Consider the following 26,589-nt stretch of genomic DNA (forward strand, 5'->3'; position numbering starts at 1 on the left):
GCTGGTGTGGATGTTGTAGTCGCCGGGCGAGAGGGTGATCGCGCCGGGCGCGGTGACCGTGATGGAAGCCGACCTGCTCCGCTACTACGGCACCGACCTGCTCGACTGGCACCGCGGCCGGCTCTCCTCCCGACGGCTCGCGGTGCTCGTCAAACACCTGCCGCGCGACTGCGCCCTGAACCGCGAACTCCACGGCGAGGCCGCCGAGTGGACGGTGACCGACCATCTGCTGGCCGCCACCGTGGACCATCTCGCCGCCGCCAACTGGATGTTCGCCTCCGTCAACTCGGCCGAGGACGCGGATCCGCCGGAGCTGCCGGTGCCGGTGCCGCGGCCGGACGACGCGAGGCTGGGGGGAGCGGGGTGGGCGACCGGGGACAGGTACGAGGAGGACGGCGACGCAGGGGACGACTCGCCCGCCGACGCGAGTGCACCACTGTCCACATCAACGACAGCGACCCCGACACAGGTCGCCCGCTTCTTCGGATGACCGGGGTTGCCGACCTTCAGGAAGGGTGCCCGTCCGGGACGTCCCCCTCCCTCCGTCCCGGGGCGTCCTGCCGGTCCGACGCCGGGGGTGTCTCCCCGGCCGGCCTGTCGTCGAGCGGGGGCACACTGGGCCGCCCCTTGCGCCGGACCACTTTGCGCCGGTCCCGTTCCGCACGGCGCTCCCGCACCTCACGGGCCGAGAGCAGGATCTCGGCCCGGGGATCGGGCGAGGCATCGGCGCCCGGATCGGCCTCCGTTCCGGGTTCCCGGTCGGCCACGGCCCGCTCCCGCTCGCCCCGCTGCTCCACGCCGGTCACCGCGGGCGGGGGTTCGAGGAGTTGGACGTACGGCAGCGGAATGACCTCGCCGTCGCGTTCACCCTCGGCCCTCTGCGACGGTCCCGTCCGGCGCGGTCGGCGCCCGGTGCGCGCGTCCTCCTGGCCCTGGAGGTACGCGGCGGTGATCCGGACCTCGTACTCGCGCCGTATCCCGGGAAGCTGCTCGGAGACCACGTCCGCCCAGCCGGCGCTGTATGCGGTCAGTTCACGCCGGTCGAGTTCGGCACGGGGCATCACGACGAGGTCTTCGGGGTCGTAGCCCAGCCGGACGACGAGTTCGGTCACACGGGCGATCAGATGAGCCAGGTCCTGCGACTGGTCGAGCCAGTCGATCACATGGTCACGCCGAACTCTGCTCGCTTCCCCGTCCACCCCACTGGCCTTGCCCTCGCGCGTCAAGTCCCTTCAACAACACGGTAGTTCACCGGCCGCTCACCTGCGACGGATCGCAGCCGGATCGTGACCCGAAACCCCCGACAAGTTCTTCACCGCTCCACCACAACGGGCAAGGAAGGTCGACGAAAGTGGCCAACCACACGACCGACGAGGTGTACGACAAAGCGACCTCGATCGAGACAAAGATTGACAAACTCTCCAGCCAGGGTGTCACCGCAGACCAGTTCATCGCCAAGGTGAACGAGTTCAACGCCAAGGTGGGCGACCTCAAGACGGCCATCGAAAAAGGGCCGAATGACAAGGCCACGGACTTGAAGACCGCCGTCGCCAACCTTCCCTTCGGCAAGGAAGTCATATTGGCCCTCAAGGCCGATGGCTGGCTTTCCGGCGCAGCTCTGTTCCTGAACGTTTTGGTGACGGCCGCGACCCTCCGTGTTTTGCACGACGACCTCAAGAAGATTCGTGCCGAGAAAAAGGCAGGACGCGAAGGCGGGAACGGGAACGGCTCCACACCGCCCGGGGGCGGTGGAAGGCCCGCGAACTCAGGAAATGCAGGTACCCCCTCCCCCAGCGCCCCCAAACCGGCCGAGTTCACGAAGACCACCGAGGCAGTCGGCCGACTGAAGAAGGCCATCACAGAGCTCGACCGCACTCTGCAACCGCTCACCGGCCAACTGAAGACAGTCACCGCATCGCTGCGGACCCTCAAGTCGGCCGCGGACAGCGCCGCGTCGGCCGTGACCAAGCTGAACAGTGCGACGCAGAAGACCGCAGGCCAGATGAGATCACTGGCGACGGCGGCCCAAGGCGCGACAACCCCACTGCGGACCATAAAGACCGCCTCCGACCAGGCCGAGAAGTCCCTCACCAAAACAGGCAAGTCAGCCCAGACCGCCGGCACCAACTTCACGAAATACGAGGCCGGGACCAACAAGGCCGCCAAGGGTCAGGACAAGATGAACAAGTCGATGAAGGGCAACCTCTTCGGCATCCTCATGCTCGCCCTGGCACCGCTCATCGCGAAGGTCATCGACATGGCCACCCAGTCGAAGACCATGCAGAAGATCCTTAAGACCGCGTTCGAGGTCATCAAGTCCGTCATAGGCAACGTCATGAAGGCCATCGGGCCGATCATGAAGACCGCGGCCGATCTGATAAAGAAGATCTGGGACGGGATCAAAACAGCGATATCCACCGTCGTGCAGGCGGTGGCCACGGTCATCCGGACGTACTTCAACATCTGGAAGACCATCATCACCACCGTCCTCAACGCGATCAAAAGCGTGGTCAGCGGCGTATGGAACGGCATCAAGGCCGTGATCACACCCGTCGTCAACTGGGTCAAGTCGGTGATCCCGAACGCCTTCCAGGCCGTCAAGGACAAGCTCACCAGCGCCTGGAACGGACTCAAGGACATCGCGGGCCGCGCGTTCGACGGCATCAAGAACGCCGTGAAGGCACCGATCAACGCGGTCATCGGCCTCATCAACTCCGCGATCGGCAAGCTCAACAGCATCAAGGTGACGATCCCGGGCTGGGTGCCCTTCGTCGGCGGCAAGACCTTCGGCCTCAGCCTGCCGAAGATCCCCACGCTGGCGACCGGCGGTGTCGTACTGCCCCGCTCCGGCGGCGTACCGGCGATCCTCGCCGAGGCCGGAGAAGCGGAAGCCGTACTGCCGTTGAGCAAGTTGGACCGCATGCTCAGGACAGCTGCCGCGCAGGGCAGGATCGGCGGCGACGGGGCCACCGGTACGGGCGGGGCCCTGCGGATCGAGAACTACTACGCGGCCTCCTCCAGTGACCCCCAGCGGACCGCCGACGCGCTGATGTTCCTGGCCAAGGCACGCGGGTGGCGGGGATGAGTGCCGCGGCGGCGGCAGCGGGCCCGGCAGCCCCCGACCTGTCCGCCTCGGTCGTGCCCGCGCTGCGCACCTTCCGGACCCAGGCGGCGCAGGGCGGCGCCGCCGTGCGAGGGCTCGCCGCCCGGATCAGGAGCGCCGCCACGGCCACCGGTGGCATCCGCGCCTCCCTCACCCCGGGCAGCCAGGCCGTGAGCCGGGTCAAGTCCGGCGCCGACGCCACCGCGCGCTCCGTCGCCGAGGCCGGTCAGTCGGCCGCGACCGCCGCCAGGGGCGTGAAGTCGTTCGGCGACCGGGCCAGGAACGCCGGCCGTTCCGTCGGCCTCCTCAAGGCCGGGCTCGCCACCGTGGCCACGCTCATCGTGGGCTTCGCCGGCACCATGGCCGTCATAGGCAATCTGATGGGCGCCTTCGGCCTGGCCATGACCATCGGCGCCGGGGTGGTGACGGTCATCAACCTCCTCACCCGCGCCAGCCCGCTCGGCTTCGTCCTCGGCCTGCTCCTGCCCGTCGCCGGATGGCTGATCGACCTCGCCGTGAACTCCGAGGCCGGACAGCGGATCATCGAGCAGCTCGCGAAGATCGTGCTGACGTACATCGAGAGCGTCCTCGCCATCATCACCCCGGTCCTCCAGTTCATCGGGACGCTGGTGAGCACGTACTTCGGCGCGATCCTCACCGTCGTCACGACCGTCCTCTCCGTCGTCGGCGCGGTGGTCGGCACCGGCTTCGCCGTGCTGCGCGCGATCACCACCGGAAACGTGGAGGCGCTGCGCGAGAAGGTCGACGCCGTGTGGCGCGGCTTCAAGGGCGTCCTGGAGTCCGCCGTCGGCTGGATCACCCGGGCGATCCCGGACATGTTCCAGCGGATCAAGGGCGCCATGTCGAGCACGCTCGGCGGGATCGGCAGGTTCGTCAGTACGGGGGTCGAGATGGTCGCCGGCCTGGTCAAGGCCCCGATCAACGGCCTGATCTCCTTCGCCAACTGGATCATCGACGGCCTCAACTCGCTCAGCGTCTCCATCCTCGGCAAGAAGTTCGGCATCAACATCCCCAAGATCCCGATGCTCGCCGAGGGCGGTGTCGCCGTACCCGGAATCACCCGCCGCGCGGGCAAGGTGCTGCCGCTCACCGCCCTGGAGCGGCAGCGGGCCCTCACGAGCCGAACCAGAGCCCCGTCGCCCTCGCCGTACCGGATGGCCGAGTTCCGCGAGGACGAGAGCGCGGGCGCCAGGGCCACCGCCGAGGACCTGCTCTTCCTCTCCGCGGCCCACGCACACCCATGAACCCCGACAGCGAGGTGACGGCCCCATGGCACCGACAACGGCCGAGACAATCACGTACACCGACTCCACCACGGACCCGGACCCGGCCCCCGGCTCGCTCATCACCCGCGAAGGGCAGCTCCAGTGGGCCGGACTGCTGATGGGCCCCGGCACGGCGTACGGCATCGACCGCGGCGGACTCACCGGCTGGGAGGACCTCCCGGACTTCGACACCGGCGACGCCGACCATCCCACCGCCCACGGCGCCTGGGCGGGCGCCCGCTACGCCAAGCCCCGCAGGATCGGCGGCACGGTGTGGACCGTACCGGCGACGGTGGGCGACCCCCAGTCCGCACTGACCGCGACCCGTGTCCTGCGCCAGGCCCTGCTGCTCGCCGACGAGGAGCGCTGGCTCGCGGTCCGGTTGCACGGCGAGACCCTGGCCGTACGGGCCCGGGTCAGCCAGCGCGTCCTGGCCGCCGACCGGGTCTACGCCACCCAGGGCGTCTCCAAGGCGGCCGTGCAGTGGTACGCCACCGACCCGCGCCGCTACCTGGTCGCCGAGCAGACCGCGGTCACCGGGCCCCCGCAGCCGGAGAGCGGACTGAGCTGGCCGCTGACCTGGCCGCTGTACTGGGGCCAGACCGTCTCCACCGGCGATGTCGTCGCCGCGAACGACGGCTCCGCGCCCACCCACCCGGTGATCACCTTCAGCGGCCCCTGCGTCAACCCCACGGTGACCGACCGCACCACCGGCCGCCGGCTGCGCTACACGATCCGCCTCGCTGCGGGCGACCAGCTCGTCGTCGACACCGGCGCCGGCACGGTCACCCTCAACGGCACCGCCTCCCGCCGGCACACCGCCGCCCCGGACAGCGGCCCGGAGGAACTGTTCGCTCTCGCCCCCGGACGCGCCCAACTGGCCTTCCGCCCCGACGACTTCGGCTCCGGCGCGCAGATGTCGGTGCGCTGGCGCAGCGCGGAGTGGTGACCGCACCGGACTTCCCGACTCCTCCAACTCCCGCCATCCACAGAAGGACTTGGTATGAACGCACGCTCCGCCTGGCTGTCCCCGAACGGCCAGACCCGGGAGGACACCCGCGTCGCGCAGACCGGTGCCGTCACCCCCGCCACCAACATCCGGGGCCGCTCCGGCATCTTCCCGGGCTCGTCCGACGGGGCCTTCCGGGTCACGGGCTTCGCGCTGACCGGAACCTCCGGCGGTATGACCGCCACCGTGGGGGTCGGCCGGGGTGTGGTGCAGGCCGAGGACGACCAGGGCGCCTACCCGGTGGCCGTCACCGAGCCGGTCACCCTCACGTTCGGCGGCGGCACGGACCAGAGCCGCAGGGATCTCGTCGTCCTGCGGATCTACGACGACCAGTACGACGCGTCCGGCCGCACCGAAGCAGTCGTCGAGGTCATCCAGGGCACCCCCACCGCCACCGACCCGGTCCCGCCCGCGACCCCCGCCGCCGCCCTGCCCCTGTACACCGTCCTGGTCCCGGCGAACGCGAGCGCGGGCAACGGAGGGATCATCTGGGCCTCCGCCGCCACCGTCACCGACCTGCGCGTCAGTGTCGTGGCCGTCGGCGGCATCCTCCCGACGGAGAACGACTCCCGCACCGGCGCCTACCCCGGCCAGTACCGCGACACCAGCAACACCCTGCAACGCTGGAACGGCACCGCCTGGGTCGCCTACCCCAGGGAGACCGGCGGCATCGCCCCGGGCGGCGCCGTCGGCAACGGCAGCTACGTCGGCCAGCACCGCGACGGCCCGAACGGCCTGCTCCAGCGCTGGAACGGCAGCACGTGGGTCTCCTACCAGCAGGTCCCCACCTGGCAGACGTACACACCCGTCTGGTACGCCAGCACGGGCGTCGCCCCGGTCATCGGGAACGGCACGCTGAACGCCAACTACGCCAAGATCGGCACGGTCGTCCATCTCCGGCTCCGTCTGGCGATCGGGACGACGACCAACATCGCGGCCCAGGACGCCGCCGCCGCCTGGTCCTTCTCCCTGCCCGCTCCCCCGGCCCTCGGCTGGATGACCGACATCGTGCTGAACGTGGTCGGTTTCAACGGCGACGGTGGCTTCAAGTTCTTCCAGGGCGCATGCCAACTGGCCACCAACACCGACGGCGTCGGCGTGGTGGGCCGGTTCACCACCACGTTGGGCACCACCGCGACCTCGTGGAACAAGGCCAACCCCTTCCCCTGGGTCACCAACTCCGTCCTGTCGATCTCGGGCACCTACCAGTCCGCGTCCTGACGTCCGTTCCCGAGGAGGGGGACCTCATGAACACACGCTCCGCCTGGCTGTCCCCGACCGGCCAGACCCGCGAGGACACGCGCGTCACCCAGTTCGGAGCCGTGACGCCCGCCGACAACATCGGGGGCCGGTCCGGCATCCTCCCCGGCTCCCCGACCGGGTCCGACCGGATCACGGGCTTCGCGTTCACCGGCGCCCAGGGCGGCATGACCGCCACCGTCGGCCCCGGCCGGGCCATCGTGCAGGCGGCGTCCGCCCGGGGCGCCTACCCGGTGGCCGTCACCGAACCGCTCACGCTCACCTTCGAGGACGGCGACCAGCAGCACCCCCGCAAGGACCTCGTCGTCCTGCGGATCTACGACGACCAGTACGACGCATCGGGCCGCACCGAAGCCGTCGTCGAGGTCGTCAAGGGCGAGGCCGTCTCCGCGACACCGGCCGAGCCCGCGACCCCCGCCGCCGCACTGCCCCTGTACGCGGTGACCGTCCCGGCGAACGCGAGCGCGGGCAGCGGCGGCCTCGCCTGGACCCTCACCGACCGGCGCACCACCGTCGTCGCCGTCGGCGGCATCCTCCCGACGTACGGCGACACCGGCACCGGCGCCTACCCCGGCCAGTACCGCGACACCACCACTGCCCTGCAACGCTGGAACGGCACGGTCTGGATCCCGTACCCCCGGGAGACCGGCGGCATCGCCCCGGGCGGCGCCCTCGCCACCGGCAGTTACGCCGGCCAGTACCGGGACGGCCCGAACGGCCAGCTCCAGCGCTGGAACGGCTCGGCCTGGGCGCCCGCCGTGCCGGGCCCGGTGTTCGTCAACTCGTTCAACGCCGGGTACACATCCTCGACGACGTACACGGCCGCGCTCACCGGCACGCCCGTCACCGCGCTGACCCTCAACTTCACCGCTCCGCCGTCCGGCGCGGTCCTCCTCGGCCTCGGCTCGCGGATGGAGACCCCCGGCAGCACGACTGCGTCCGCGTACCTGACCCCGCAGGTCACCCAGGGGAGCACCGTCATCTGGACGGCGGTGGACCAGAACGCCGCGGTGTACTCGGGCTCCCCCGGCGCCTCGGTGTCGACCACCGTCCGGCTGGGCTCACTGACCGCCGGAGCCACCTACACGGTCACGGCGATGCACAGGTCCACCACCTCGGGCGTCGCCTGCTGGTTCGCCAACGCGTTTCTGCGCGTCGACCCGCTGGCCTGAACACCCCACCGCGACACAGGAGTTGACCGCCGTATGGCGACCATCACCACCCCGTACCGCGCGATCTTCTGCGACCTGCGCACCGACCGCACCATCGACATCCTCCCTGTACGGGACGTCACCGTAGACGACTACATAGGCAAGGCCGGTTCGTTCTCCGGCACGATCCCCGTCCCCACCGCGGCCCTCGCCGCCCGGGTCCGCCGTATCGAGGAGGGCCGCACCGCGGTCTACCTGGAGCGCGGCGGCGACCTGTGGTGGGGCGGGATCATCTGGACCAGCACCCTGCAGAGCAGCGATCGGGGCGTGCTCACCCTCGGCATCCAGGCGGCGACCTTCGACTCGTACGCGGGCCGCCGCCGGATCCGCGCCGACCTCGGCTACACGGACACCGACCAGCTGGCGCTCGCCCGCAACCTGTGGCGGCACATGCAGACGTCGCTCCCGGGTGGCGACATCCGTGTCACCTACGGCACCGAGACCTCCTCGGCGACCCGGACCGTCTCCTACCGCGACGGCGACGAGATCGTCTACTCCGAAGCACTCGACGCGCTCGCCGCGATGGACAACGGCTTCGAGCACCACATCGCCGTCTACCGCGACCCGGCCACCGGCGAACGGATCCGTCGGCTGCGGTTGGGCAGCCCGAGGATCCGTACCGGTACGACGGACCTGGTGATGGACCGTCCCGGCGCGATCCTGTCGTACTCCTTCCCGCGCGACGCCACCCGCGGCGGCACCACCGCCCGCGCCCGCGGGGCCTCCGTCAACGACAACCAGGCCGAGGAGTCCCGCCCGCTGTACGCCGACGCCCCACCGGCCACGGCCCTGATCGACGCCGGATATCCGCTCATCGACCTGACCTCGGACCACAACACGGTCACCGACGTCGACACGCTGCGCTCCCTGGCCACCGCCGAACTCGCCACGGCCGCCGGAGCGGTGGTGATCCCCGAGATCAGCGTCCGCCTCGACGACCTGGTGCCACCCGCGCTGCTCGGGCGGACCGCCCGTATCCGCATCACCGACGAGTGGTGGCCCGAGGGCCTGGACGTCCGCTACCGGATCATCGGCGTCAAGGTCGACCCGGCGCAGCGCGGCCGCCCAGACACCGCCGAGCTGTACCTGGAGGAAGCCTGATGCCCCAGCTGCCCGAGGACATCATCGACCGGCTCACCGCGATGGAACGCCGGATCCAGCAGCTGTCCACCGCCGTCAACTCGCGGCCCGCGCTCAACAAGGTGTCCGGCGGCGGGGTCGAGATCACCGACGGCGGCTGGCTCCACGTACTGCCGTCGTCGGGCGACCCCGCCGTCTTCTCCGTCGGCGCCGGAGGCCTGGCACGCCCCTGGCTGACGATGCTGCCCCCGCAGGACACGACGGTCACCCGCTGGCCGCAGACCACCGCGACCGCGTGGACGACGATCGCGGTGTCGTCCAACCCGCTGTGGCAGCCGCAGATGCGCCTCCACCTGGAGACCAGGGCCGCCACGGGCACCACCGGTGCGGTCCGCGTGCTCGTGGCCGGCACCCAGTGGGGCCCGGAGGTCGCCGCGGGCGCGGACTTCGACCACACCGCCGCCGTCGCCGTCGCCGAAGACTTCGGCACCCTGCTCACGGTCGAGATCCAGGCGATGGTGACGAGCACCTCCGGGACGGTCTACGCCCAGCCTCAGCTCATGTACGGCTGCGGGGACTGACGGCCACCGGCAACGCCGAAGGGCGGCCACCCCGAACCCGGGATGACCGCCCTTCGTACAGACAACTACCGCTTACTGGTTGTACGGACCGTAGTCGTAGTCCTCCAGCGGAACGGCCTGGCCGGAGCCCGTGCCGAACGGCGAGTAGTCGATGTCGTCGTAGCCGACGGCCGAGTACATCGCGGCCTTCGCTTCCTCGGTCGGCTCCACCCGGATGTTGCGGTAGCGGGACAGACCCGTACCGGCCGGGATGAGCTTACCGATGATGACGTTCTCCTTGAGGCCGATGAGGCTGTCGGACTTGGCGTTGATCGCCGCATCCGTCAGGACTCGGGTCGTCTCCTGGAAGGAGGCGGCCGACAGCCAGGACTCCGTCGCCAGCGAGGCCTTGGTGATACCCATCAGCTGCGGACGGCCGGAGGCCGGGTGGCCGCCTTCCTGGACCACACGACGGTTCTCGGTCTCGAACTTGCCACGCTCGACCAGCTCGCCGGGCAGCAGCTCGGCGTCGCCGGACTCGATGATCGTCACCCGGCGAAGCATCTGCCGGATGATGATCTCGATGTGCTTGTCGTGGATCGACACACCCTGCGAGTTGTAGACCTTCTGGACCTCGCCGACCAGGTGGACCTGGACCGCGCGCTGACCGAGGATCCGCAGCACGTCGTGCGGGTTGGTGGCACCGAAGGTGAGCTTCTGGCCCACCTCGACGTGGTCACCCTCACGCACCATGACCTTGGCGCGCTTCGAGATCGGGAACGCCGTCTCGTCGCTGCCGTCGTCCGGGGTGATGACGATCTTCTTGGTCTTCTCGGTCTCCTCGATACGGACGCGGCCGGCCGCCTCCGAGATCGGGGCGACACCCTTGGGCGTACGAGCCTCGAAGAGCTCGACGACACGGGGCAGACCCTGGGTGATGTCGTCACCGGCCACACCACCGGTGTGGAAGGTACGCATCGTCAGCTGGGTGCCGGGCTCACCGATGGACTGGGCGGCGATGATGCCGACCGCCTCACCGATGTCGACCAGCTTGCCGGTGGCCAGCGAACGGCCGTAGCACATGGCGCAGGTGCCGACGGCGGACTCGCAGGTCAGGACCGAGCGGGTCTTGACCTCCTCGACGCCGTGCTTGACCAGCTCGTCGATGAGGACGTCACCGAGGTCGGTGTTGGCCGGGGCCAGCACACGTCCGTCGATGGTGATGTCCTCAGCCAGCGCACGGGCGTACACCGACGTCTCGACGTTCTCGGTCTTGCGGAGCACGCCGGCCTCGTCGCGCTCGGCGATGGCCAGCTTGAGGCCGCGGTCGGTGCCGCAGTCCTCTTCGCGAATGATGACGTCCTGCGAGACGTCCACCAGACGACGGGTGAGGTAACCCGAGTCGGCGGTACGCAGGGCGGTGTCGGCGAGACCCTTACGGGCACCGTGAGTCGAGATGAAGTACTCCAGCACCGACAGGCCCTCACGGAAGGAGGCCTTGATCGGACGCGGGATCGTCTCGTTCTTGGCGTTCGACACCAGACCACGCATACCGGCGATCTGCCGCATCTGCATCATGTTTCCTCGGGCACCCGAGTCAACCATCATGAAGATGGGGTTCGTCTTGGGGAAGTTCGCGTTCATCGCCTCGGCAACCTCGTTGGTCGCCTTGGTCCAGATCGCAATGAGCTCCTGCGTGCGCTCGTCCTTGGTGATCAGACCGCGCTCGTACTGCTTCTGGACCTTCTCGTCCAGCGCCTCGTAGCCCTTGACGATCTCCTTCTTCGCCTCGGGAACGACGACGTCGGAGATGGCCACGGTGACACCGGAGCGGGTCGCCCAGAAGAAGCCGGCCGCCTTCAGGTTGTCGAGCGTCGCCGCCACGATGACCTTGGGGTAGCGCTCGGCGAGGTCGTTGACGATCTCGGAGAGCTGCTTCTTGCCGACCGAGTAGTCGACGAACGGGTAGTCCTCGGGCAGCAGCTCGTTGAAGAGCGCGCGGCCCAGCGTGGTGCGCAGACGGAACGAGTCCCCCTGCTGCCACTCGGGCTCGCCCTCCTCGCGGGCCGGCGGGGTCCAGCCGCGCGGCGGGATGGTGCCCACCGGGAAGCGGATGTCGACGGCCGACTGCAGCGCCAGCTCACCGTTGTCGAACGCCATGGTCGCCTCGGCCGAGGAGCCGAACGCACGGCCCTCGCCCTTGACGTCACGCAGTTCGCCGTCGGTGGTGAGGAAGAACAGACCGAGGACCATGTCCTGGGTCGGCATCGTCACCGGACGGCCGTCGGCGGGCTTGAGGATGTTGTTCGAGGACAGCATCAGGATGCGGGCCTCGGCCTGCGCCTCCGCGGAGAGCGGCAGGTGGACGGCCATCTGGTCACCGTCGAAGTCCGCGTTGAACGCGGTGCAGACGAGCGGGTGGATCTGGATGGCCTTGCCCTCGACCAGCTGCGGCTCGAAGGCCTGGATGCCGAGGCGGTGCAGCGTGGGCGCACGGTTCAGCAGAACCGGGTGCTCAGCGATGACCTCTTCCAGCACGTCGTACACGACGGTCCGGCCACGCTCGACCATGCGCTTCGCGCTCTTGATGTTCTGCGCGTGGTTGAGGTCGACCAGCCGCTTCATGACGAACGGCTTGAACAGCTCCAGCGCCATCGCCTTCGGCAGACCGCACTGGTGCAGCTTCAGCTGCGGACCGACGACGATCACGGAACGCGCGGAGTAGTCCACACGCTTGCCGAGCAGGTTCTGACGGAATCGACCCTGCTTGCCCTTGAGCATGTCGCTCAGGGACTTCAGCGGGCGGTTACCGGGACCGGTGACCGGACGGCCACGACGGCCGTTGTCGAACAGCGCGTCAACGGCCTCCTGAAGCATGCGCTTCTCGTTGTTGACGATGATCTCGGGAGCACCGAGGTCGAGAAGCCGCTTCAGACGGTTGTTCCGGTTGATCACACGGCGGTACAGGTCGTTCAGGTCGGAGGTCGCGAAGCGGCCACCGTCCAGCTGCACCATCGGGCGAAGGTCCGGCGGAATGACCGGGACGCAGTCGAGAACCATGCCCTTGGGGCTGTTGGAGGTCTGCAGGAACGCAGACACGACCTTCAGCCGCTTCAGGGCGCGGGTCTTCTTCTGGCCCTTGCCGGTACGGATGATCTCGCGGAGGCGCTCGGCCTCCTCCTCCAGGTCGAAGGACTCCAGGCGCTTCTGCAGCGCCGCGGCACCCATCGAACCGTCGAAGTAGGTCCCGAAGCGGTCGCGCAGCTCGCGGTAGAGCAGCTCGTCGCCCTCCAGGTCCTGGACCTTGAGGTTCTTGAACCGGGTCCACACCTCGTCGAGGCGGTCGATCTCGCGCTGCGAACGGTCCCGCAGCTGCTTCATCTCCCGCTCGGCACCTTCGCGCACCTTGCGGCGTACGTCGGCCTTGGCGCCCTCGGCCTCCAGCTCGCCCAGGTCGCTTTCCAGCTTCTTGGCGCGGGCTTCGAGGTCGGAGTCACGCCGGTTCTCGATCTGCTGCCGCTCGACCGAGACATGCGCCTCCAGCGAGGGCAGGTCACGGGTACGGCGCTCGTCGTCGACGTACGTGATCATGTACGCCGCGAAGTAGATGACCTTCTCGAGGTCCTTCGGGGCGAGGTCGAGCAGGTAGCCCAGACGCGACGGAACGCCCTTGAAGTACCAGATGTGGGTGACGGGAGCGGCCAGCTCGATGTGGCCCATCCGCTCACGGCGCACCTTGGCGCGAGTGACCTCGACGCCACAGCGCTCACAGATGATGCCCTTGAAGCGGACACGCTTGTACTTGCCGCAGTAGCACTCCCAGTCCCGGGTCGGACCGAAGATCTTCTCGCAGAAGAGTCCGTCCTTTTCGGGCTTGAGCGTGCGGTAGTTGATCGTCTCGGGCTTCTTGACCTCGCCGTGGCTCCACTGACGGATGTCGTCAGCGGTGGCCAGACCGATCCGGAGCTCGTCGAAGAAGTTGACGTCGAGCACTATGCGTCAATCCCTCTCAGGGTTGTAAGTCATGGGGTCTGATACGGGGGTCCTGGGGCCGGAGGCCTTCATCGCGAAGGCCTCCGAACTCCCGTCAGACCTCTTCGACGCTGCTCGGCTCACGCCGGGACAGGTCGATGCCGAGCTCCTCCGCCGCGCGGAAGACGTCCTCGTCGGTGTCACGCATTTCGATGGACATACCGTCACTGGACAGCACCTCCACGTTGAGGCAGAGAGACTGCATCTCCTTGATGAGCACCTTGAAGGACTCGGGGATGCCGGGCTCGGGGATGTTCTCGCCCTTGACGATGGCCTCGTAGACCTTCACGCGGCCGGTGACGTCGTCGGACTTGATGGTCAGCAGCTCCTGGAGGGCGTACGCGGCGCCATAAGCCTCCAGCGCCCACACCTCCATCTCTCCGAAGCGCTGGCCACCGAACTGGGCCTTACCACCCAGCGGCTGCTGGGTGATCATCGAGTACGGACCGGTCGAACGCGCGTGCAGCTTGTCGTCGACCAGGTGGTGGAGCTTGAGGATGTACATGTAGCCGACCGAGATCGGCTCCGGGAACGGCTCGCCGGAGCGGCCGTCGAACAGCGGTGCCTTGCCGGTCGGGAGCACCATGCGCTCGCCGTCGCGGTTCGGGATCGTGTGGTTGAGCAGACCGGCCAGCTCGTCCTCACGCGCACCGTCGAAGACGGGGGTGGCGACGTTCGTGCCGGGGGCGACCACGTCGGCCTCGATGGCCTGGAGGCGCTGTGCCCAGTCGTCCGCGAGGCCGGAGACGTCCCAGCCGCGGCTGGCGAGCCAGCCGAGGTGGATCTCCAGGACCTGTCCCGGGTTCATTCGGGACGGGACACCCAGCGGGTTGAGGATGATGTCGACCGGAGTTCCGTCCTCGAGGAACGGCATGTCCTCGATCGGAAGGATCTTCGAGATAACACCCTTGTTGCCGTGGCGGCCGGCGAGCTTGTCACCGTCCGTGATCTTGCGCTTCTGCGCCACGTAGACCCGAACCAGCTGGTTCACGCCCGGCGGCAGCTCGTCGCCCTCCTCACGGTCGAAGACGCGGACGCCGATGACCTTGCCGATCTCGCCGTGCGGCACCTTCAGCGAGGTGTCGCGGACCTCGCGCGCCTTCTCACCGAAGATCGCGCGGAGCAGGCGCTCCTCGGGGGTCAGCTCGGTCTCACCCTTGGGCGTGACCTTGCCGACGAGGATGTCACCGGCGACGACCTCGGCACCGATACGGATGATGCCGCGCTCGTCGAGGTCGGCGAGGACCTCCTCGGAGACGTTCGGGATGTCCCGGGTGATCTCCTCGGGGCCGAGCTTGGTGTCACGGGCGTCGACCTCGTGCTCCTCGATGTGGATCGAGGAGAGGACATCGTCCTGCACGAGGCGCTGCGACAGGATGATCGCGTCCTCGTAGTTGTGACCCTCCCACGGCATGAAGGCGACGAGCAGGTTCTTGCCCAGCGCCATCTCACCTTCCTGGGTGGCCGGCCCGTCGGCGAGAACCTGGTTCTCGACGATCCGGTCGCCCTCGTCCACGACAACCTTCTGGTTGACCGAGGTGCCCTGGTTGGAGCGCGAGAACTTCGCGACGCGGTACGTGGTGTACGTACCGTCGTCGTTGGCGACGGTGATGTAGTCCGCGGAGACCTCCTGGACGACACCCGCCTTCTCGGCCTTGATGACGTCGCCGGCGTCGACGGCGCAGCGGTACTCCATGCCCGTACCGACGAGGGGGGCCTCGGCGGTGATCAGCGGCACGGCCTGGCGCATCATGTTCGCGCCCATGAGGGCACGGTTGGCGTCGTCGTGCTCCAGGAAGGGGATCATCGCGGTCGCGACGGACACCATCTGGCGCGGGGAGACGTCCATGTAGTCGACGTCGTCGCCGGGGATGTAGTCGATCTCGCCGCCACGGCGGCGGACGAGAACGCGGGACTCCTCGAAGCGCATGTCCTCGGAGAGGATCGCGTTCGCCTGGGCGATCACGAAGCGGTCTTCTTCGTCGGCGGTCAGGTAGTCGACGTCGTCGGTGACGACACCCTCGACGACCTTGCGGTACGGGGTCTCGACGAACCCGAACGCGTTGACCCGGCCGTAGGAGGCGAGCGAGCCGATCAGACCGATGTTCGGGCCTTCAGGGGTCTCGATCGGACACATGCGGCCGTAGTGCGAGGGGTGCACGTCACGGACCTCGAAGCCGGCCCGCTCACGGGAGAGACCACCCGGGCCAAGCGCCGACAGACGGCGCTTGTGGGTGAGACCCGACAGCGGGTTGTTCTGGTCCATGAACTGCGACAGCTGGCTGGTGCCGAAGAACTCCTTGATGGAGGCGACGACCGGCCGGATGTTGATCAGGGTCTGCGGCGTGATCGCCTCGACGTCCTGGGTCGTCATGCGCTCGCGGACGACGCGCTCCATACGAGCCAGACCCGTACGGACCTGGTTCTGGATGAGCTCGCCGACGTTGCGCAGACGACGGTTGCCGAAGTGGTCGATGTCGTCGGTCTCGACGACGATCGACGTGCCGTTGTCGCCAACGGTCTCGGTCTCACCGGCGTGCAGCTTCACCAGGTACTTGATCGTCGAGATGATGTCCTCGACGGTCAGCACACCGGCGTCCAGCGGGGCCTCGCCGCCCAGCTTCTTGTTGACCTTGTAACGGCCGACCTTGGCGAGGTCGTAGCGCTTCGGGTTGAAGTACAGGTTCTCCAGAAGCGTCTGCGCGGCCTCACGGGTCGGCGGCTCGCCCGGACGGAGCTTGCGGTAGATGTCGAGCAGCGCGTCGTCCTGGCCCTGGGTGTGGTCCTTCTCCAGGGTGGCGCGCATCGACTCGTACTCGCCGAACTCCTCAAGGATCTGCTCGGTCGTCCAACCGAGAGCCTTCAGCAGAACGGTCACGGACTGCTTGCGCTTGCGGTCGATGCGGACACCGACCATGTCGCGCTTGTCGATCTCCATCTCCAGCCAGGCGCCCCGGGAGGGGATCACCTTGGAGGAGAAGATGTCCTTGTCGGACGTCTTGTCGATGGAGGAGTCGAAGTAGACACCCGGCGAACGGACCAGCTGCGACACCACGACACGCTCGGTGCCGTTGATGACGAAGGTGCCCTTGTTGGTCATGAGCGGGAAGTCGCCCATGAAGACCGTCTGGGACTTGATCTCGCCGGTCTCGTTGTTGGTGAACTCGGCCGTGACGAAGAGGGGCGCGGAGTACGTGAAGTCGCGCTCCTTGCACTCGTCGATCGAGTTCTTCGGAGGCTCGAAACGGTGGTCGCGGAACGTCAGGGACATCGACCCGGAGAAGTCCTCGATCGGGGAGATCTCCTCGAAGATCTCCTCCAGACCGGACTTGGTGGGGACGTCCTGTCCGCTGTCCAGAGCAGCCTCGACACGAGCCTTCCACGCGGCGTTACCGAGCAGCCAGTCGAAGCTCTCGGTTTGCAGCGCAAGGAGGTTCGGAACCTCGAGGGGCTCCTTGATCTTTGCAAAAGAGATGCGCAGCGGGGCAGTGCTGGCGCCGTGGTTCGTATTCGCGGAGGCAGTGCGCGAGGCGGCCAAGAGGGGGTCCTTCCGAGGGCTCGGACTCACTACGCGCGTACCGGCCCCTCACCGGGGCACAGAGACAGGCGCTCCGCGATCCAGCCGTAAAAGGCCAGGTCGGAGAAGGTCCGATCGTCGGTGCTCAAGCGAGGGCATGCCCCTGGTGACGGGCAGGAGGCAGCTAACAGGCAGCGCAAAGGGTCAGTGTAGCCACTAGGCCCACTGATGTCCAGTTCGGGTTTTTGAAGACCCTCGTTGTTCTCAACCCCTGCTGCAAGCCACGCCCTCGATGCACCTCGATACTGCCCTCTTCGCCACCGATCCATGCCTCGGATTCGGATCGATGTGGCGACGCGTCCTGAGAATTGCGCGCTACGTGCAGTTCGTCAAGGCCTCCAGGCCCCGACCCGGTGCTGCCATCGTCACGTGCGGGACGTCACCAGGGTCGTTCGGAGGCACGACGAAGATCACCTTACTCGCCGTCACCGAGCCTGCAAGGCAGCCACGACCCGACCCCTCGAACGCCGAAGAGCGACCACCCAGATGGATGATCGCTCTTCACTGCGTCAGCGTTACAGGGCTCTCAGAAGCCCCACGTCAGCTGCCACGAGAGCCCTCAGCGGGCCCTCAGTGGGGTCACTTGACCTCGACGCCCGCGCCGGCGGCCTTGAGGGACTCGGCAGCCTTCTCGGCGGCCTCCTTGGTGACCTTCTCGAGAACGGGCTTCGGGGCGCCGTCCACGAGGTCCTTGGCCTCCTTCAGACCCAGGGAGGTCAGCTCACGCACGACCTTGATGACCTGGATCTTCTTCTCGCCGGCACCCGTGAGGATGACGTCGAACTCGTCCTGCTCCTCGACGGCCTCGGCGGCGGCGGCCGGACCGGCCGGGCCCGCGACGGCGACGGCCGCGGCCGCGGTGACGTCGAACTTCTCCTCGAACGCCTTCACGAACTCGGAGAGCTCGATGAGGGTGAGGGACTCGAACTGCTCGAGCAGCTCTTCCTGGGACAGCTTCGTCGCCATGATGGGCGATCCTTCCAGTCAATTCGGCAGGTGCCGATTACGTGTCGGCGGGCGTACGTTCGGCCCGCGTCGACCACCGCGTCAGGCGGCGGTCAAAGTGCGAGCCGAATTACTCGGCACCGCCCTGCTCGGCGAGCTTGACGCGAAGCGCCTCCGCGGTGCGGACGAACTTCGACGGCAGCGCCTGGAAGAGCGAGGCAGCCTGAGACTGCTTGCCCTTGAAAGCACCGGCCAGCTTGCTGAGCAGAACCTCGCGGGACTCGAGGTCCGCAAGCTTCTTGATCTCATCGGCGGACAGCGCCTTACCGTCAAGGACACCGCCCTTGATGATGAGGTTCGGGTTGTCCTTGGCGAAGTCACGAAGACCCTTCGCCGACTCCACCGGGTCACCGGTGACGAAGGCGACCGCCGTCGGACCGTTGAACAGGTCGTCGAGCGTAGAGATCCCGGCCTCGTTGGCCGCAATCTTGGTCAGCGTGTTCTTCACCACGGCGTACTGGGCGTTCTCACCGAGCGAACGACGCAGCGTCTTGAGCTGCGCCACGGTGAGACCCCGGTACTCGGTCAGCACGGCGGCGTTCGAGCTGCGGAACTGCTCCGCGAGCTCGGCCACCGCGGCAGCCTTGTCGGGCCTTGCCATAGAGCGTCGGCCTCCTTCCGGGTGATGAGGACCGCTCGGAAGGGGCTGAGGAAAACGAAACGCCCCGGCGCAGGCGCACGGGGCGTGAACTCGACCAAACGAATTCCGTGAGCGGATTCCGTCCAGGAGCACTTCCACAGTCACCTACGCGGGTCGTCCGCAGTTCAGCGGATCCTTCGGCCACCGAGCCCTCGAACGAGGACACAGCAACGACCAGCGGTCTTTGGCTTCAAGAGGAGAGTACGCGAGGGACCAACAACCAGGCAAATCCCGCCACGGGGAGGGCCGCAGGCCCTCCTCAGGGGCGCGGGGAACTGCGCGACAAGCCCCCACCGGACCCGCAGCCAACAACCAAACCCGCTCAGGCCCCCTTCAACATCTCAGCCAGGTCAGCAACATCCTTGGCAGCCGGCGCAGCAATACTCACCGGCTTGTTGAAGTCGTCAAAGGTGATCGTCATGTCCAGCGGCCCCTTGTCAGCCGCCCCCCGCATCCGGAACTGCTTGGTCAGCTCGTCCTCACCGACCCACAGATCCATCGTGAACTTCTCGATCCCCAGCTTCTCGTACTGCTCAAGGCTCTTCTCGCGCGTCTCACGAGTCGCCTTGGTCTCCTTCTTGAGGGAGTCCCGGAACTCGTCGAGGGTGACCGTGCCCGCGTAGTGGGTGGTCTTCACCCCGTCCACGGTCTCCGTGCCGACCTCCTTCACGTCCTTGGACCCGGTGAGGAAGGTGGACTCCTGGGCGGGGTTCTTGTCGGCCTGTCCGGCCGCCCCCAGCGACTCGCCGGCACCAGCGCCCAGCGCGGACAGGTCGAACTTGATCCAGCTCTTGCCGTCCATCTCGGCGGCGGCCGCCGCACCCCCGCCTATGAACATCGCCTTGTCGACGAGACGTATCTCGGCGGTGCCGTCCGCGCCCTGGTCGAGGGCCGTGATCTTCATGCTCATGGCCACGTCGGGCTTGAGCCGCATCTTGGCGTCGGCCTTGACGCGCCCTTCCTCGGGCGTGCGGCCGGTCATCCGGTAGCTGAGGGAGGTGATGTCCTCCACGTTCTTCGCCGCCTTGGCGACAGCCGCCGCCGGCGTCATCTTCGGCGACTCCTCCGAAGCCCCCTCGGAACAGGCGACAGCACCGGTGCCGAGCAGCAGCACGGCGAGCCCGACACGTACGGAAGAAGAAGCACTCACGATTCCCCCCAAGGAACTTTGTGAACACACGGTCGATTCACAGAAACGACCGTGAGCCTAACCCGGTGAGGCGGATGAGGCTCCTGAATTCCCCAACAGCTCCTTGAAGTCCGCGGTGTCCCTGCCTTCCGGAGCCACCACCTCCGCCTTCACGCCGTACGCGCTGTAGTACGCCGTCGACGACATCCGCCCGCTCGACAGCTCACCCTGCTCGACCTTCTTGACCAGCAGATTCCGCTCATTGACCCAGATGTCGACCGTCTCGGTGGCGACTCCGGCCTGGACGAGCTGCTCCTTGAGGGCGGAGTCGGCGAGTGCCGCCACGTCCACCGTGCCCGAGTAGTGCGTCGTACGTTCACCACGCACTGTTTCCGTCCCGGCCCTGTGGGCGTCCCCGGAGGCCAGCAGGAGCTTCACCGGCTGCACGGGGGCGGTGTTGCGCAGCTGGTCCTTCAGATACGTCCCGGAGCCGCCGGGCAGGTCCGCCAGGTCGTCGTAGTCGTAGCGGATCCAGTGCTTGCCCTGCATCTGGGCGGCGAACTTGTCGCCGACCTTGGCGTAGTAGGCGTCGGGCAGCAGCCGGGCCTCCATGGAGGAGCTGTTGAGCGCCCGCATGGAGTCGGCCAGCTCACCGCCGGTGTAGGTGATGCTGAGCTTGCCGACCGGCTCACCGGCCCAGCCGAGGACACCGGCCGTCCGCATGGAGAGCAGGTCGCCCATCACGGAGGACGAGCTGACCCGGGCGGAACCGGCCAGGTCGGTGGCCTTCTCGACGGCGTGCAGCGCGGCGGCCGTACGGGCGTCCAGGCTGGCCGTGCCCCGGGGCTGCTCGGCGTCCCCGCCGTCGGGGTCACCGGAGAAACTGCACGCCGACATGGCCACGCCCACCACCACGAGCGCGGCGGTCACCGCGACCGGCCGGACCGTCCGCCGTACGCCTCGTATCCCCCGTACACCGCTGTGCCTCATCCGCACCCCTACCCCCTAGTACACCCCGTGATCTTCACGCTAACCCGTCCCTACGACAACGGGCCCCGCACCTCGAAAGGTTGCGGGGCCCGTTGTACAGAACGCGTACGCGCGGCTACCGGGGTGAGCGGAGGGCTCAGACGGCGGCCGGGTCCTCCTCGACGAGGAGGTTGCGGGTGCGGTTGGGGTCGAGCGGAACGCCGGGGCCGATCGTCGTGCTGATCGCGGCCTTCTTGATGTAACGACCCTTGGCGGCGGACGGCTTCAGACGGAGGATCTCCTCCAGCGCCGCGCCGTAGTTCTCCACCAGCTTGGTGTCGTCGAACGACGTCTTGCCGATGATGAAGTGCAGGTTCGAGTGCTTGTCGACGCGGAACTCGATCTTGCCGCCCTTGATCTCGGTCACGGCCTTGGCCACGTCCGGGGTCACGGTGCCCGTCTTCGGGTTCGGCATCAGACCACGCGGGCCGAGGACGCGGCCGAGGCGGCCGACCTTGCCCATGAGGTCCGGGGTGGCGACGACGGCGTCGAAGTCCAGCCGACCCTTCGCCACCTCGTCGATGAGTTCGTCGGAGCCGACGATGTCGGCGCCAGCGGCGGTCGCGGCCTCGGCACGGTCACCGGTCGCGAAGACCAGGACCCGGGCGGTCTTACCGGTGCCGTGCGGGAGGTTCACGGTGCCACGGACCATCTGGTCGGCCTTGCGCGGGTCTACACCCAGGCGGAAGGCGACCTCGACGGTGCCGTCGAACTTGCTCGTGGAGGTCTCCTTGGCGAGACGCACGGCTTCGAGCGGGGCGTAGAGCTTGTCCCGGTCGACCTTGGCGTCCGCAGCGCGGAGAGACTTGCTGCGCTTGCTCACTACTGCTCCTGATGTTGTTCTGAGGAGTCGTGGTAACGGACCGAGCAGGCCCTGCCACGTACTACTGGCTTACGAGGTTGGGGCTCAGCCCTCGACCGTGATGCCCATGGAACGGGCGGTGCCGGCGATGATCTTCGACGCGGCGTCCAGGTCGTTGGCGTTCAGGTCGGGAAGCTTGGTCGTGGCGATCTCGCGGACCTGCGCCTCGGTGATCTTGGCGACCTTGGTCTTGTGCGGCTCGCCGGAGCCCTTCTCGACACCCGCGGCCTTGAGGATCATCTTCGCGGCCGGCGGCGTCTTGGTGATGAAGGTGAAGGAGCGGTCCTCGTAGACCGTGATCTCCACCGGGATCACCCAGCCACGCTGCGACTCGGTCGCGGCGTTGTACGCCTTGCAGAACTCCATGATGTTGACGCCGTGCTGACCGAGCGCGGGGCCGACCGGCGGGGCGGGGTTCGCCGCACCGGCGTTGATCTGGAGCTTGATAAGCCCCGTGACCTTCTTCTTCTTGGGAGGCATTCCGGGTCCTCTATCTTCGTTTTCTTCGGTCTTCGCTGTACCCGACAGAAGCCAGGCAACCGCACCACGATAAGGGACACCGTGGCGAGGCGTGAAACCGAGCAGGTCAGGCCAGCTCCGAGAGAGCCGACCTGACCTGGACGGAAGCTGTTGGCGTGCTAGTTCTTCTGGATCTGGTCGAACGACAGCTCGACCGGGGTCTCGCGGCCGAAGATCTCGACGAGGCCCTTGACCTTCTTCGAGTCGGCGTTGATCTCGTTGATGGTCGCCTGCAGCGTCGCGAACGGGCCGTCGGTGACGGTGACCGAGTCGCCGACCTCGAAGTCCAGGACCTGCACTTCGAGCTTGCGGGCCGGAGCGGGCCTGCCCTCGGCCTCGGCGGCCTCACGAGCGGCCTTCTCCTCGGCCTCCGGCGCGAGCATCTTGACGATCTCGTCGAGGGTCAGCGGGTACGGGTCGTACGCGTTGCCCACGAAGCCGGTGACACCGGGGGTGTTGCGGACGACGCCCCAGGACTCGTTCGTCAGGTCCATGCGGACGAGAACGTACCCGGGCAGCTTGTTCTGGCGGACCGTCTTGCGCTCGCCGTTCTTGATCTGCGCGACCTCTTCCTGCGGCACCTCGGCCGCGAAGATGAAGTCCTCGACGTTGAGCGAGACGGCACGCTGTTCGAGGTTGGTCTTCACACGGTTCTCGTAACCGGCGTACGTGTGGATGACGTACCACTCGCCGGGGAGCGTGCGCAGTTCCTCGCGGAGGGCCTCGACGGGGTCGACGGGCTCGGCCTCTTCTTCGGCTTCCTCAGCCGCGGCCTCGTCGTCGGTCTCGTCCTCGACCTCGGTGACGTCGTCGTCCTCATCGTCCTCGATGTGGATGGCGTCTTCCTCGGCGGGCTCCCCCACGGCGGCGTCGGCAGCGTCGACCTCGTCCTCGACCTCATCGGCGCCCTCGACGATGTCCAGCTCGTCATCCACGGACTCGTCCGGCACGATGGCGTCGTTCAGGTTCGGGTCAGACACGGTGGCTGCTTCTTCCTGGATACATGTGGGTGGAACATGCGAAAGGGGCGCCGCACCCGGCGCCCTTCGCTCTTGGCTCAGCCGAAGACGTACTTGGCGGCTTTGTCGAGGCCAAAGTCAATCACAGTCACCAGGCCGATCATGACGATCACAAAGACGATCACCACGGTCGTGTACGTCGTCAGCTGGTTACGCGTAGGCCAGACGACCTTGCGAAGTTCCGCGACGATCTGGCGGTAGAAGACCGCGAGACGCTTCAGCGGACCCTTCTTGGCACGCTTGCCGCCCTTGCGAGTCTTCTTGTCCGACTCGGGCGCCTCGTCCTGGGCATCAGGCATGTCGATGGAGCCCACGGCGTCCGCCATTCATCCTCACCTGTTCCCGGGTCGTGGCCGTGCCGCGCCCGGTCTGAGCCGCACGGCGATGCAATGCAGTACGTACATGCGCACACAGCCTGGTGACAGGCGTGTGTAGCAGGGCCGGAGGGACTTGAACCCCCAACCGCTGGTTTTGGAGACCAGTGCTCTACCAATTGAGCTACGACCCTTTGTGGTTACTCCAACGTACCGTACTCGCCCGGAAGCTCGGTGTGCACCGGATGAGCGCGGGCCGGTGAAGGCCAACGAGGTGAGAGTGTACGTGCTCCAGCGACGATCGTCGAACAGAAAGCGCCCGCTGGGGCGTTGCCGACGGAAGATCGCCCAGCCCAGCCCCCGGATCCGGACGCTTGTTCAGCCTTCCGCCCCGCCCGGCACCTGTTCTTCTCCCCCTGGGTGATCCACTCCGGTATCCGGTCTGACCAATACGTGAAACCCGTGTGCCGTGGAGGTTTCCGGTCTGAAACGATGGGCACCATGAGCGCTGCAACCCCTTCCACCGAGCGCCGGGTCTCCGCCCGAGTCGGCGCGATCTCCGAGTCCGCCACCCTCGCCGTGGACGCCAAGGCCAAGGCCCTGAAGGCCGCCGGGCGCCCGGTGATCGGCTTCGGCGCCGGTGAACCGGACTTCCCGACCCCGGACTACATCGTCCAGGCCGCCGTCGAGGCCTGCTCGAACCCGAAGTACCACCGCTACACGCCGGCCGGTGGTCTCCCCGAGCTGAAGGCCGCGATCGTCGCCAAGACGCTCCGCGACTCGAACTACGAGGTGGACGCCTCCCAGGTCCTGATCACCAACGGCGGCAAGCAGGCCATCTACAACGCCTTCGCCGCGATCCTCGACCCGGGCGACGAGGTCATCGTCCCGGCCCCGTACTGGACGACGTACCCGGAGTCGATCCGTCTCGCCGGCGGTGTCCCGGTCGAGGTCGTCGCGGACGAGACCACCGGCTACCGGGTCAGCGTGGAGCAGCTGGAGGCGGCCCGCACCGAGCGGACGAAGGTCGTCCTGTTCGTCTCCCCCTCCAACCCGACCGGCGCGGTCTACAGCGCCGAGGACACCGAGGCGATCGGCCGCTGGGCCGTGGAGCACGGCCTGTGGGTGCTGACGGACGAGATCTACGAGCACCTCGTCTACGGCGACGCCAAGTTCACCTCGCTCCCCGCGATCCTCCCCGAGCTGCGCGACAAGTGCATCGTCGTCAACGGCGTCGCCAAGACGTACGCCATGACGGGCTGGCGGGTCGGCTGGATCATCGGCCCGAAGGACGTCGTCAAGGCGGCGACGAACCTCCAGTCGCATGCCACCTCGAACGTCTCCAACGTGGCGCAGATCGCCGCCCTCGCCGCCGTCTCCGGGAACCTGGACGCCGTCGCGGAGATGCGCGTGGCCTTCGACCGCCGCCGCCACACCATCGTGCGCATGCTCAACGAGATCGACGGCGTGGTCTGCCCGGAGCCCGAGGGCGCCTTCTACGTGTACCCCTCGGTGAAGGCCCTCCTGGGCAAGGAGATCCGCGGCAAGCGCCCGCAGGACTCGGTCGAGCTGGCCGCGCTGATCCTGGACGAGGTCGAGGTGGCCGTCGTACCGGGTGAGGCGTTCGGCACACCGGGCTACCTGCGCCTGTCGTACGCCCTGGGCGACGAGGACCTCGTCGAGGGCGTCAGCCGCGTACAGAAGCTGCTGGCCGAGGCGACGGACTGAGAGTTCTGACGAGAAGGCCGCTTCCCTTCGGGGAAGCGGCCTTTTTCGTCCGCGAGTCGTCCCACAGTCGTCTCTTAGTGCGAGCAAGACCACGTTCAGGGAAAGCGCTACCGATAGGAGCCGGACGTACGGCAGGATCCTGGAATGGAGCACGTACGTGATGTCTCTGAACTGCCGAAAGCCCATCTGCACCTGCACTTCACCGGGTCGATGCGGTCCGCGACCCTGCTGGAACTGGCCGACAAGTACGGTGTGCGGCTGCCCGAGGCGCTGACCGACGCCCTCACCAGCGGCGAACCGCCGAAACTCCGGGCGACCGACGAGCGGGGCTGGTTCCGCTTCCAGCGGCTCTATGACGCGGCCCGGTCCTGTCTGCGCGAGCCCGAGGACATCCAGCGGCTGGTCCGCGAGGCCGCCGAGGAGGACGCCAAGGACGGCTCGGGCTGGCTGGAGATCCAGGTCGACCCGACGTCGTACGCCCCTCGGCTGGGCGGTCTCATCCCGGCGCTGGAGGTCATCCTGGACGCGGTGGAGACCGCGGGCCGGGAGACCGGGATCGGGATGCGGGTCCTGGTGGCCGCGAACCGCATGAAGCATCCCTTGGACGCGCGCACGCTGGCCCGGCTGGCCGTGCGGTACGCGGACCGGGGTGTCGTGGGCTTCGGGCTCTCGAACGACGAACGGCGGGGCATGGCCCGGGACTTCGACCGGGCGTTCGCCATCGCGCGCGAGGGGGGCCTGCTGTCGGCCCCGCACGGCGGTGAGCTGACGGGCCCGGCGTCGGTCCGCGACTGCCTGGACGACCTGCACGCGTCCCGGATCGGCCACGGCGTACGGGCGGCGGAGGACCCGCGTCTGCTGAAGCGCCTCGCGGACCGCCAGATCACCTGCGAGGTCTGCCCGGCGTCGAACGTCGCCCTGGGCGTGTACGAGAAGCCCGAGGACGTGCCGCTGCGGAAGCTCTTCGAGGCGGGCGTGCCACTGGCCCTGGGCGCCGACGACCCGCTCCTCTTCGGTTCCCGCCTGGCGGCCCAGTACGAGATCGCCCGCCAGTACCACGCCTTCACCGACGCGGAACTGGCGGAACTGGCCCGGCAGTCGGTACGGGGTTCGGCGGCGCCGGAGGGCGTGAAGGCCAAGCTGATGTCCGGGATCGACGACTGGCTCAGCGGCCCGGCCGCCTGAGGGGGGCCTTGCGGGCCTCGTCGGTGCGGACGGCTGGCGGG

The 26,589-nt window shown here is 67.9% G+C and carries 21 protein-coding genes and 1 tRNA gene; 10 read left to right on the plus strand and 12 right to left on the minus strand.

Annotated elements, in window-relative coordinates:
• Positions 1 to 61: 61 nt before the first annotated feature.
• Positions 62 to 490: a hypothetical protein gene (locus ACWCRB_RS24595; RefSeq protein ID WP_450998097.1), complete on the plus strand. Its 429-nt coding sequence runs from the start codon at positions 62 to 64 to the stop codon at positions 488 to 490.
• A 16-nt stretch (positions 491 to 506) separates the two neighbouring features.
• On the opposite strand, the gene ACWCRB_RS24600 is transcribed toward ACWCRB_RS24595, so the two are convergent.
• Complete coding sequence (locus tag ACWCRB_RS24600) at positions 507 to 1,226, minus strand: hypothetical protein (RefSeq protein ID WP_450998098.1); 720 nt, start codon at positions 1,224 to 1,226, stop codon at positions 507 to 509.
• Between the two features lie 650 nt (positions 1,227 to 1,876).
• On the opposite strand from ACWCRB_RS24600, the gene ACWCRB_RS24605 reads away from it, so the two are divergent.
• The 7 genes from ACWCRB_RS24605 to ACWCRB_RS24635 are packed head-to-tail and all read left to right on the plus strand — an operon-like array spanning position 1,877 to position 9,530.
• Entirely contained in the window at positions 1,877 to 3,085 is a 1,209-nt protein-coding gene (locus ACWCRB_RS24605; protein WP_450998132.1) for a phage tail protein, read from the plus strand.
• Positions 3,082 to 4,368 (plus strand): tape-measure protein, encoded by a 1,287-nt coding sequence (locus ACWCRB_RS24610; protein WP_450998099.1) that lies wholly within the window; start codon positions 3,082 to 3,084, stop codon positions 4,366 to 4,368. Before ACWCRB_RS24605 ends, ACWCRB_RS24610 begins: the two co-directional genes overlap by 4 nt.
• A 25-nt stretch (positions 4,369 to 4,393) precedes the next feature.
• A complete protein-coding gene (locus ACWCRB_RS24615) occupies positions 4,394 to 5,338 on the plus strand; it encodes a phage distal tail protein (RefSeq protein ID WP_450998100.1) in 945 nt (314 codons plus the stop codon).
• Positions 5,339 to 5,392: 54 nt separating this feature from the next.
• Entirely contained in the window at positions 5,393 to 6,619 is a 1,227-nt protein-coding gene (locus ACWCRB_RS24620; RefSeq protein ID WP_450998101.1) for a hypothetical protein, read from the plus strand.
• Between the two features lie 26 nt (positions 6,620 to 6,645).
• Positions 6,646 to 7,830: a hypothetical protein gene (locus ACWCRB_RS24625; RefSeq protein ID WP_450998102.1), complete on the plus strand. Its 1,185-nt coding sequence runs from the start codon at positions 6,646 to 6,648 to the stop codon at positions 7,828 to 7,830.
• A 33-nt stretch (positions 7,831 to 7,863) separates the two neighbouring features.
• The gene (locus ACWCRB_RS24630; protein WP_450998103.1) at positions 7,864 to 8,970 is read left to right on the plus strand and encodes a hypothetical protein; all 1,107 of its coding nucleotides are present in this window, start codon (positions 7,864 to 7,866) and stop codon (positions 8,968 to 8,970) included.
• Positions 8,970 to 9,530 (plus strand): hypothetical protein, encoded by a 561-nt coding sequence (locus tag ACWCRB_RS24635; RefSeq protein WP_450998104.1) that lies wholly within the window; start codon positions 8,970 to 8,972, stop codon positions 9,528 to 9,530. The genes ACWCRB_RS24630 and ACWCRB_RS24635 overlap by 1 nt, the downstream gene beginning before the upstream one ends.
• A 72-nt stretch (positions 9,531 to 9,602) precedes the next feature.
• Here the strand turns inward: ACWCRB_RS24635 and ACWCRB_RS24640 are convergent, their stop codons facing one another.
• The 11 genes from ACWCRB_RS24640 to ACWCRB_RS24690 form a co-directional block, all read right to left on the minus strand.
• The gene (locus tag ACWCRB_RS24640; RefSeq protein WP_450998105.1) at positions 9,603 to 13,502 is read right to left on the minus strand and encodes a DNA-directed RNA polymerase subunit beta'; all 3,900 of its coding nucleotides are present in this window, start codon (positions 13,500 to 13,502) and stop codon (positions 9,603 to 9,605) included.
• Positions 13,503 to 13,596: 94 nt separating this feature from the next.
• Positions 13,597 to 17,079: a DNA-directed RNA polymerase subunit beta gene (gene rpoB / locus ACWCRB_RS24645; protein ID WP_450998106.1), complete on the minus strand. Its 3,483-nt coding sequence runs from the start codon at positions 17,077 to 17,079 to the stop codon at positions 13,597 to 13,599.
• Positions 17,080 to 17,697: 618 nt separating this feature from the next.
• The gene (gene rplL, locus ACWCRB_RS24650) at positions 17,698 to 18,084 is read right to left on the minus strand and encodes a 50S ribosomal protein L7/L12 (RefSeq protein ID WP_389352542.1); all 387 of its coding nucleotides are present in this window, start codon (positions 18,082 to 18,084) and stop codon (positions 17,698 to 17,700) included.
• 109 nt (positions 18,085 to 18,193) lie between these two features.
• Positions 18,194 to 18,724, minus strand: a complete 531-nt coding sequence (rplJ, locus tag ACWCRB_RS24655) for a 50S ribosomal protein L10 (RefSeq protein ID WP_389352540.1) — start codon at positions 18,722 to 18,724, stop codon at positions 18,194 to 18,196.
• 361 nt (positions 18,725 to 19,085) lie between these two features.
• Positions 19,086 to 19,913: a LolA-like protein gene (locus ACWCRB_RS24660; RefSeq protein ID WP_369036426.1), complete on the minus strand. Its 828-nt coding sequence runs from the start codon at positions 19,911 to 19,913 to the stop codon at positions 19,086 to 19,088.
• 57 nt (positions 19,914 to 19,970) lie between these two features.
• A complete protein-coding gene (locus ACWCRB_RS24665; protein WP_450998107.1) occupies positions 19,971 to 20,882 on the minus strand; it encodes a hypothetical protein in 912 nt (303 codons plus the stop codon).
• A 136-nt stretch (positions 20,883 to 21,018) separates the two neighbouring features.
• Positions 21,019 to 21,744 carry a 50S ribosomal protein L1 gene (gene rplA, locus ACWCRB_RS24670; RefSeq protein ID WP_369036424.1) on the minus strand — a complete coding sequence of 242 codons (726 nt, stop codon included), beginning with the start codon at positions 21,742 to 21,744 and terminating at the stop codon, positions 21,019 to 21,021.
• 84 nt (positions 21,745 to 21,828) lie between these two features.
• Positions 21,829 to 22,263 (minus strand): 50S ribosomal protein L11, encoded by a 435-nt coding sequence (rplK, locus tag ACWCRB_RS24675; RefSeq protein WP_020132675.1) that lies wholly within the window; start codon positions 22,261 to 22,263, stop codon positions 21,829 to 21,831.
• A gap of 158 nt (positions 22,264 to 22,421) precedes the next feature.
• Positions 22,422 to 23,282 carry a transcription termination/antitermination protein NusG gene (nusG, locus tag ACWCRB_RS24680; RefSeq protein ID WP_450998108.1) on the minus strand — a complete coding sequence of 287 codons (861 nt, stop codon included), beginning with the start codon at positions 23,280 to 23,282 and terminating at the stop codon, positions 22,422 to 22,424.
• 77 nt (positions 23,283 to 23,359) lie between these two features.
• Positions 23,360 to 23,647, minus strand: coding sequence for a preprotein translocase subunit SecE (gene secE, locus ACWCRB_RS24685; RefSeq protein ID WP_327695295.1), 288 nt, complete (start codon positions 23,645 to 23,647; stop codon positions 23,360 to 23,362).
• Positions 23,648 to 23,756: 109 nt separating this feature from the next.
• A tRNA-Trp gene (locus ACWCRB_RS24690) sits at positions 23,757 to 23,829 on the minus strand.
• Positions 23,830 to 24,136: 307 nt separating this feature from the next.
• Here ACWCRB_RS24690 and ACWCRB_RS24695 point away from each other — a divergent pair.
• Entirely contained in the window at positions 24,137 to 25,363 is a 1,227-nt protein-coding gene (locus ACWCRB_RS24695) for a pyridoxal phosphate-dependent aminotransferase (protein ID WP_450998109.1), read from the plus strand.
• 144 nt (positions 25,364 to 25,507) lie between these two features.
• Positions 25,508 to 26,548, plus strand: coding sequence for an adenosine deaminase (locus tag ACWCRB_RS24700; protein ID WP_450998110.1), 1,041 nt, complete (start codon positions 25,508 to 25,510; stop codon positions 26,546 to 26,548).
• Positions 26,549 to 26,589: the final 41 nt, after the last annotated feature.

This window comes from Streptomyces sp. NPDC002156 (assembly GCF_053593675.1).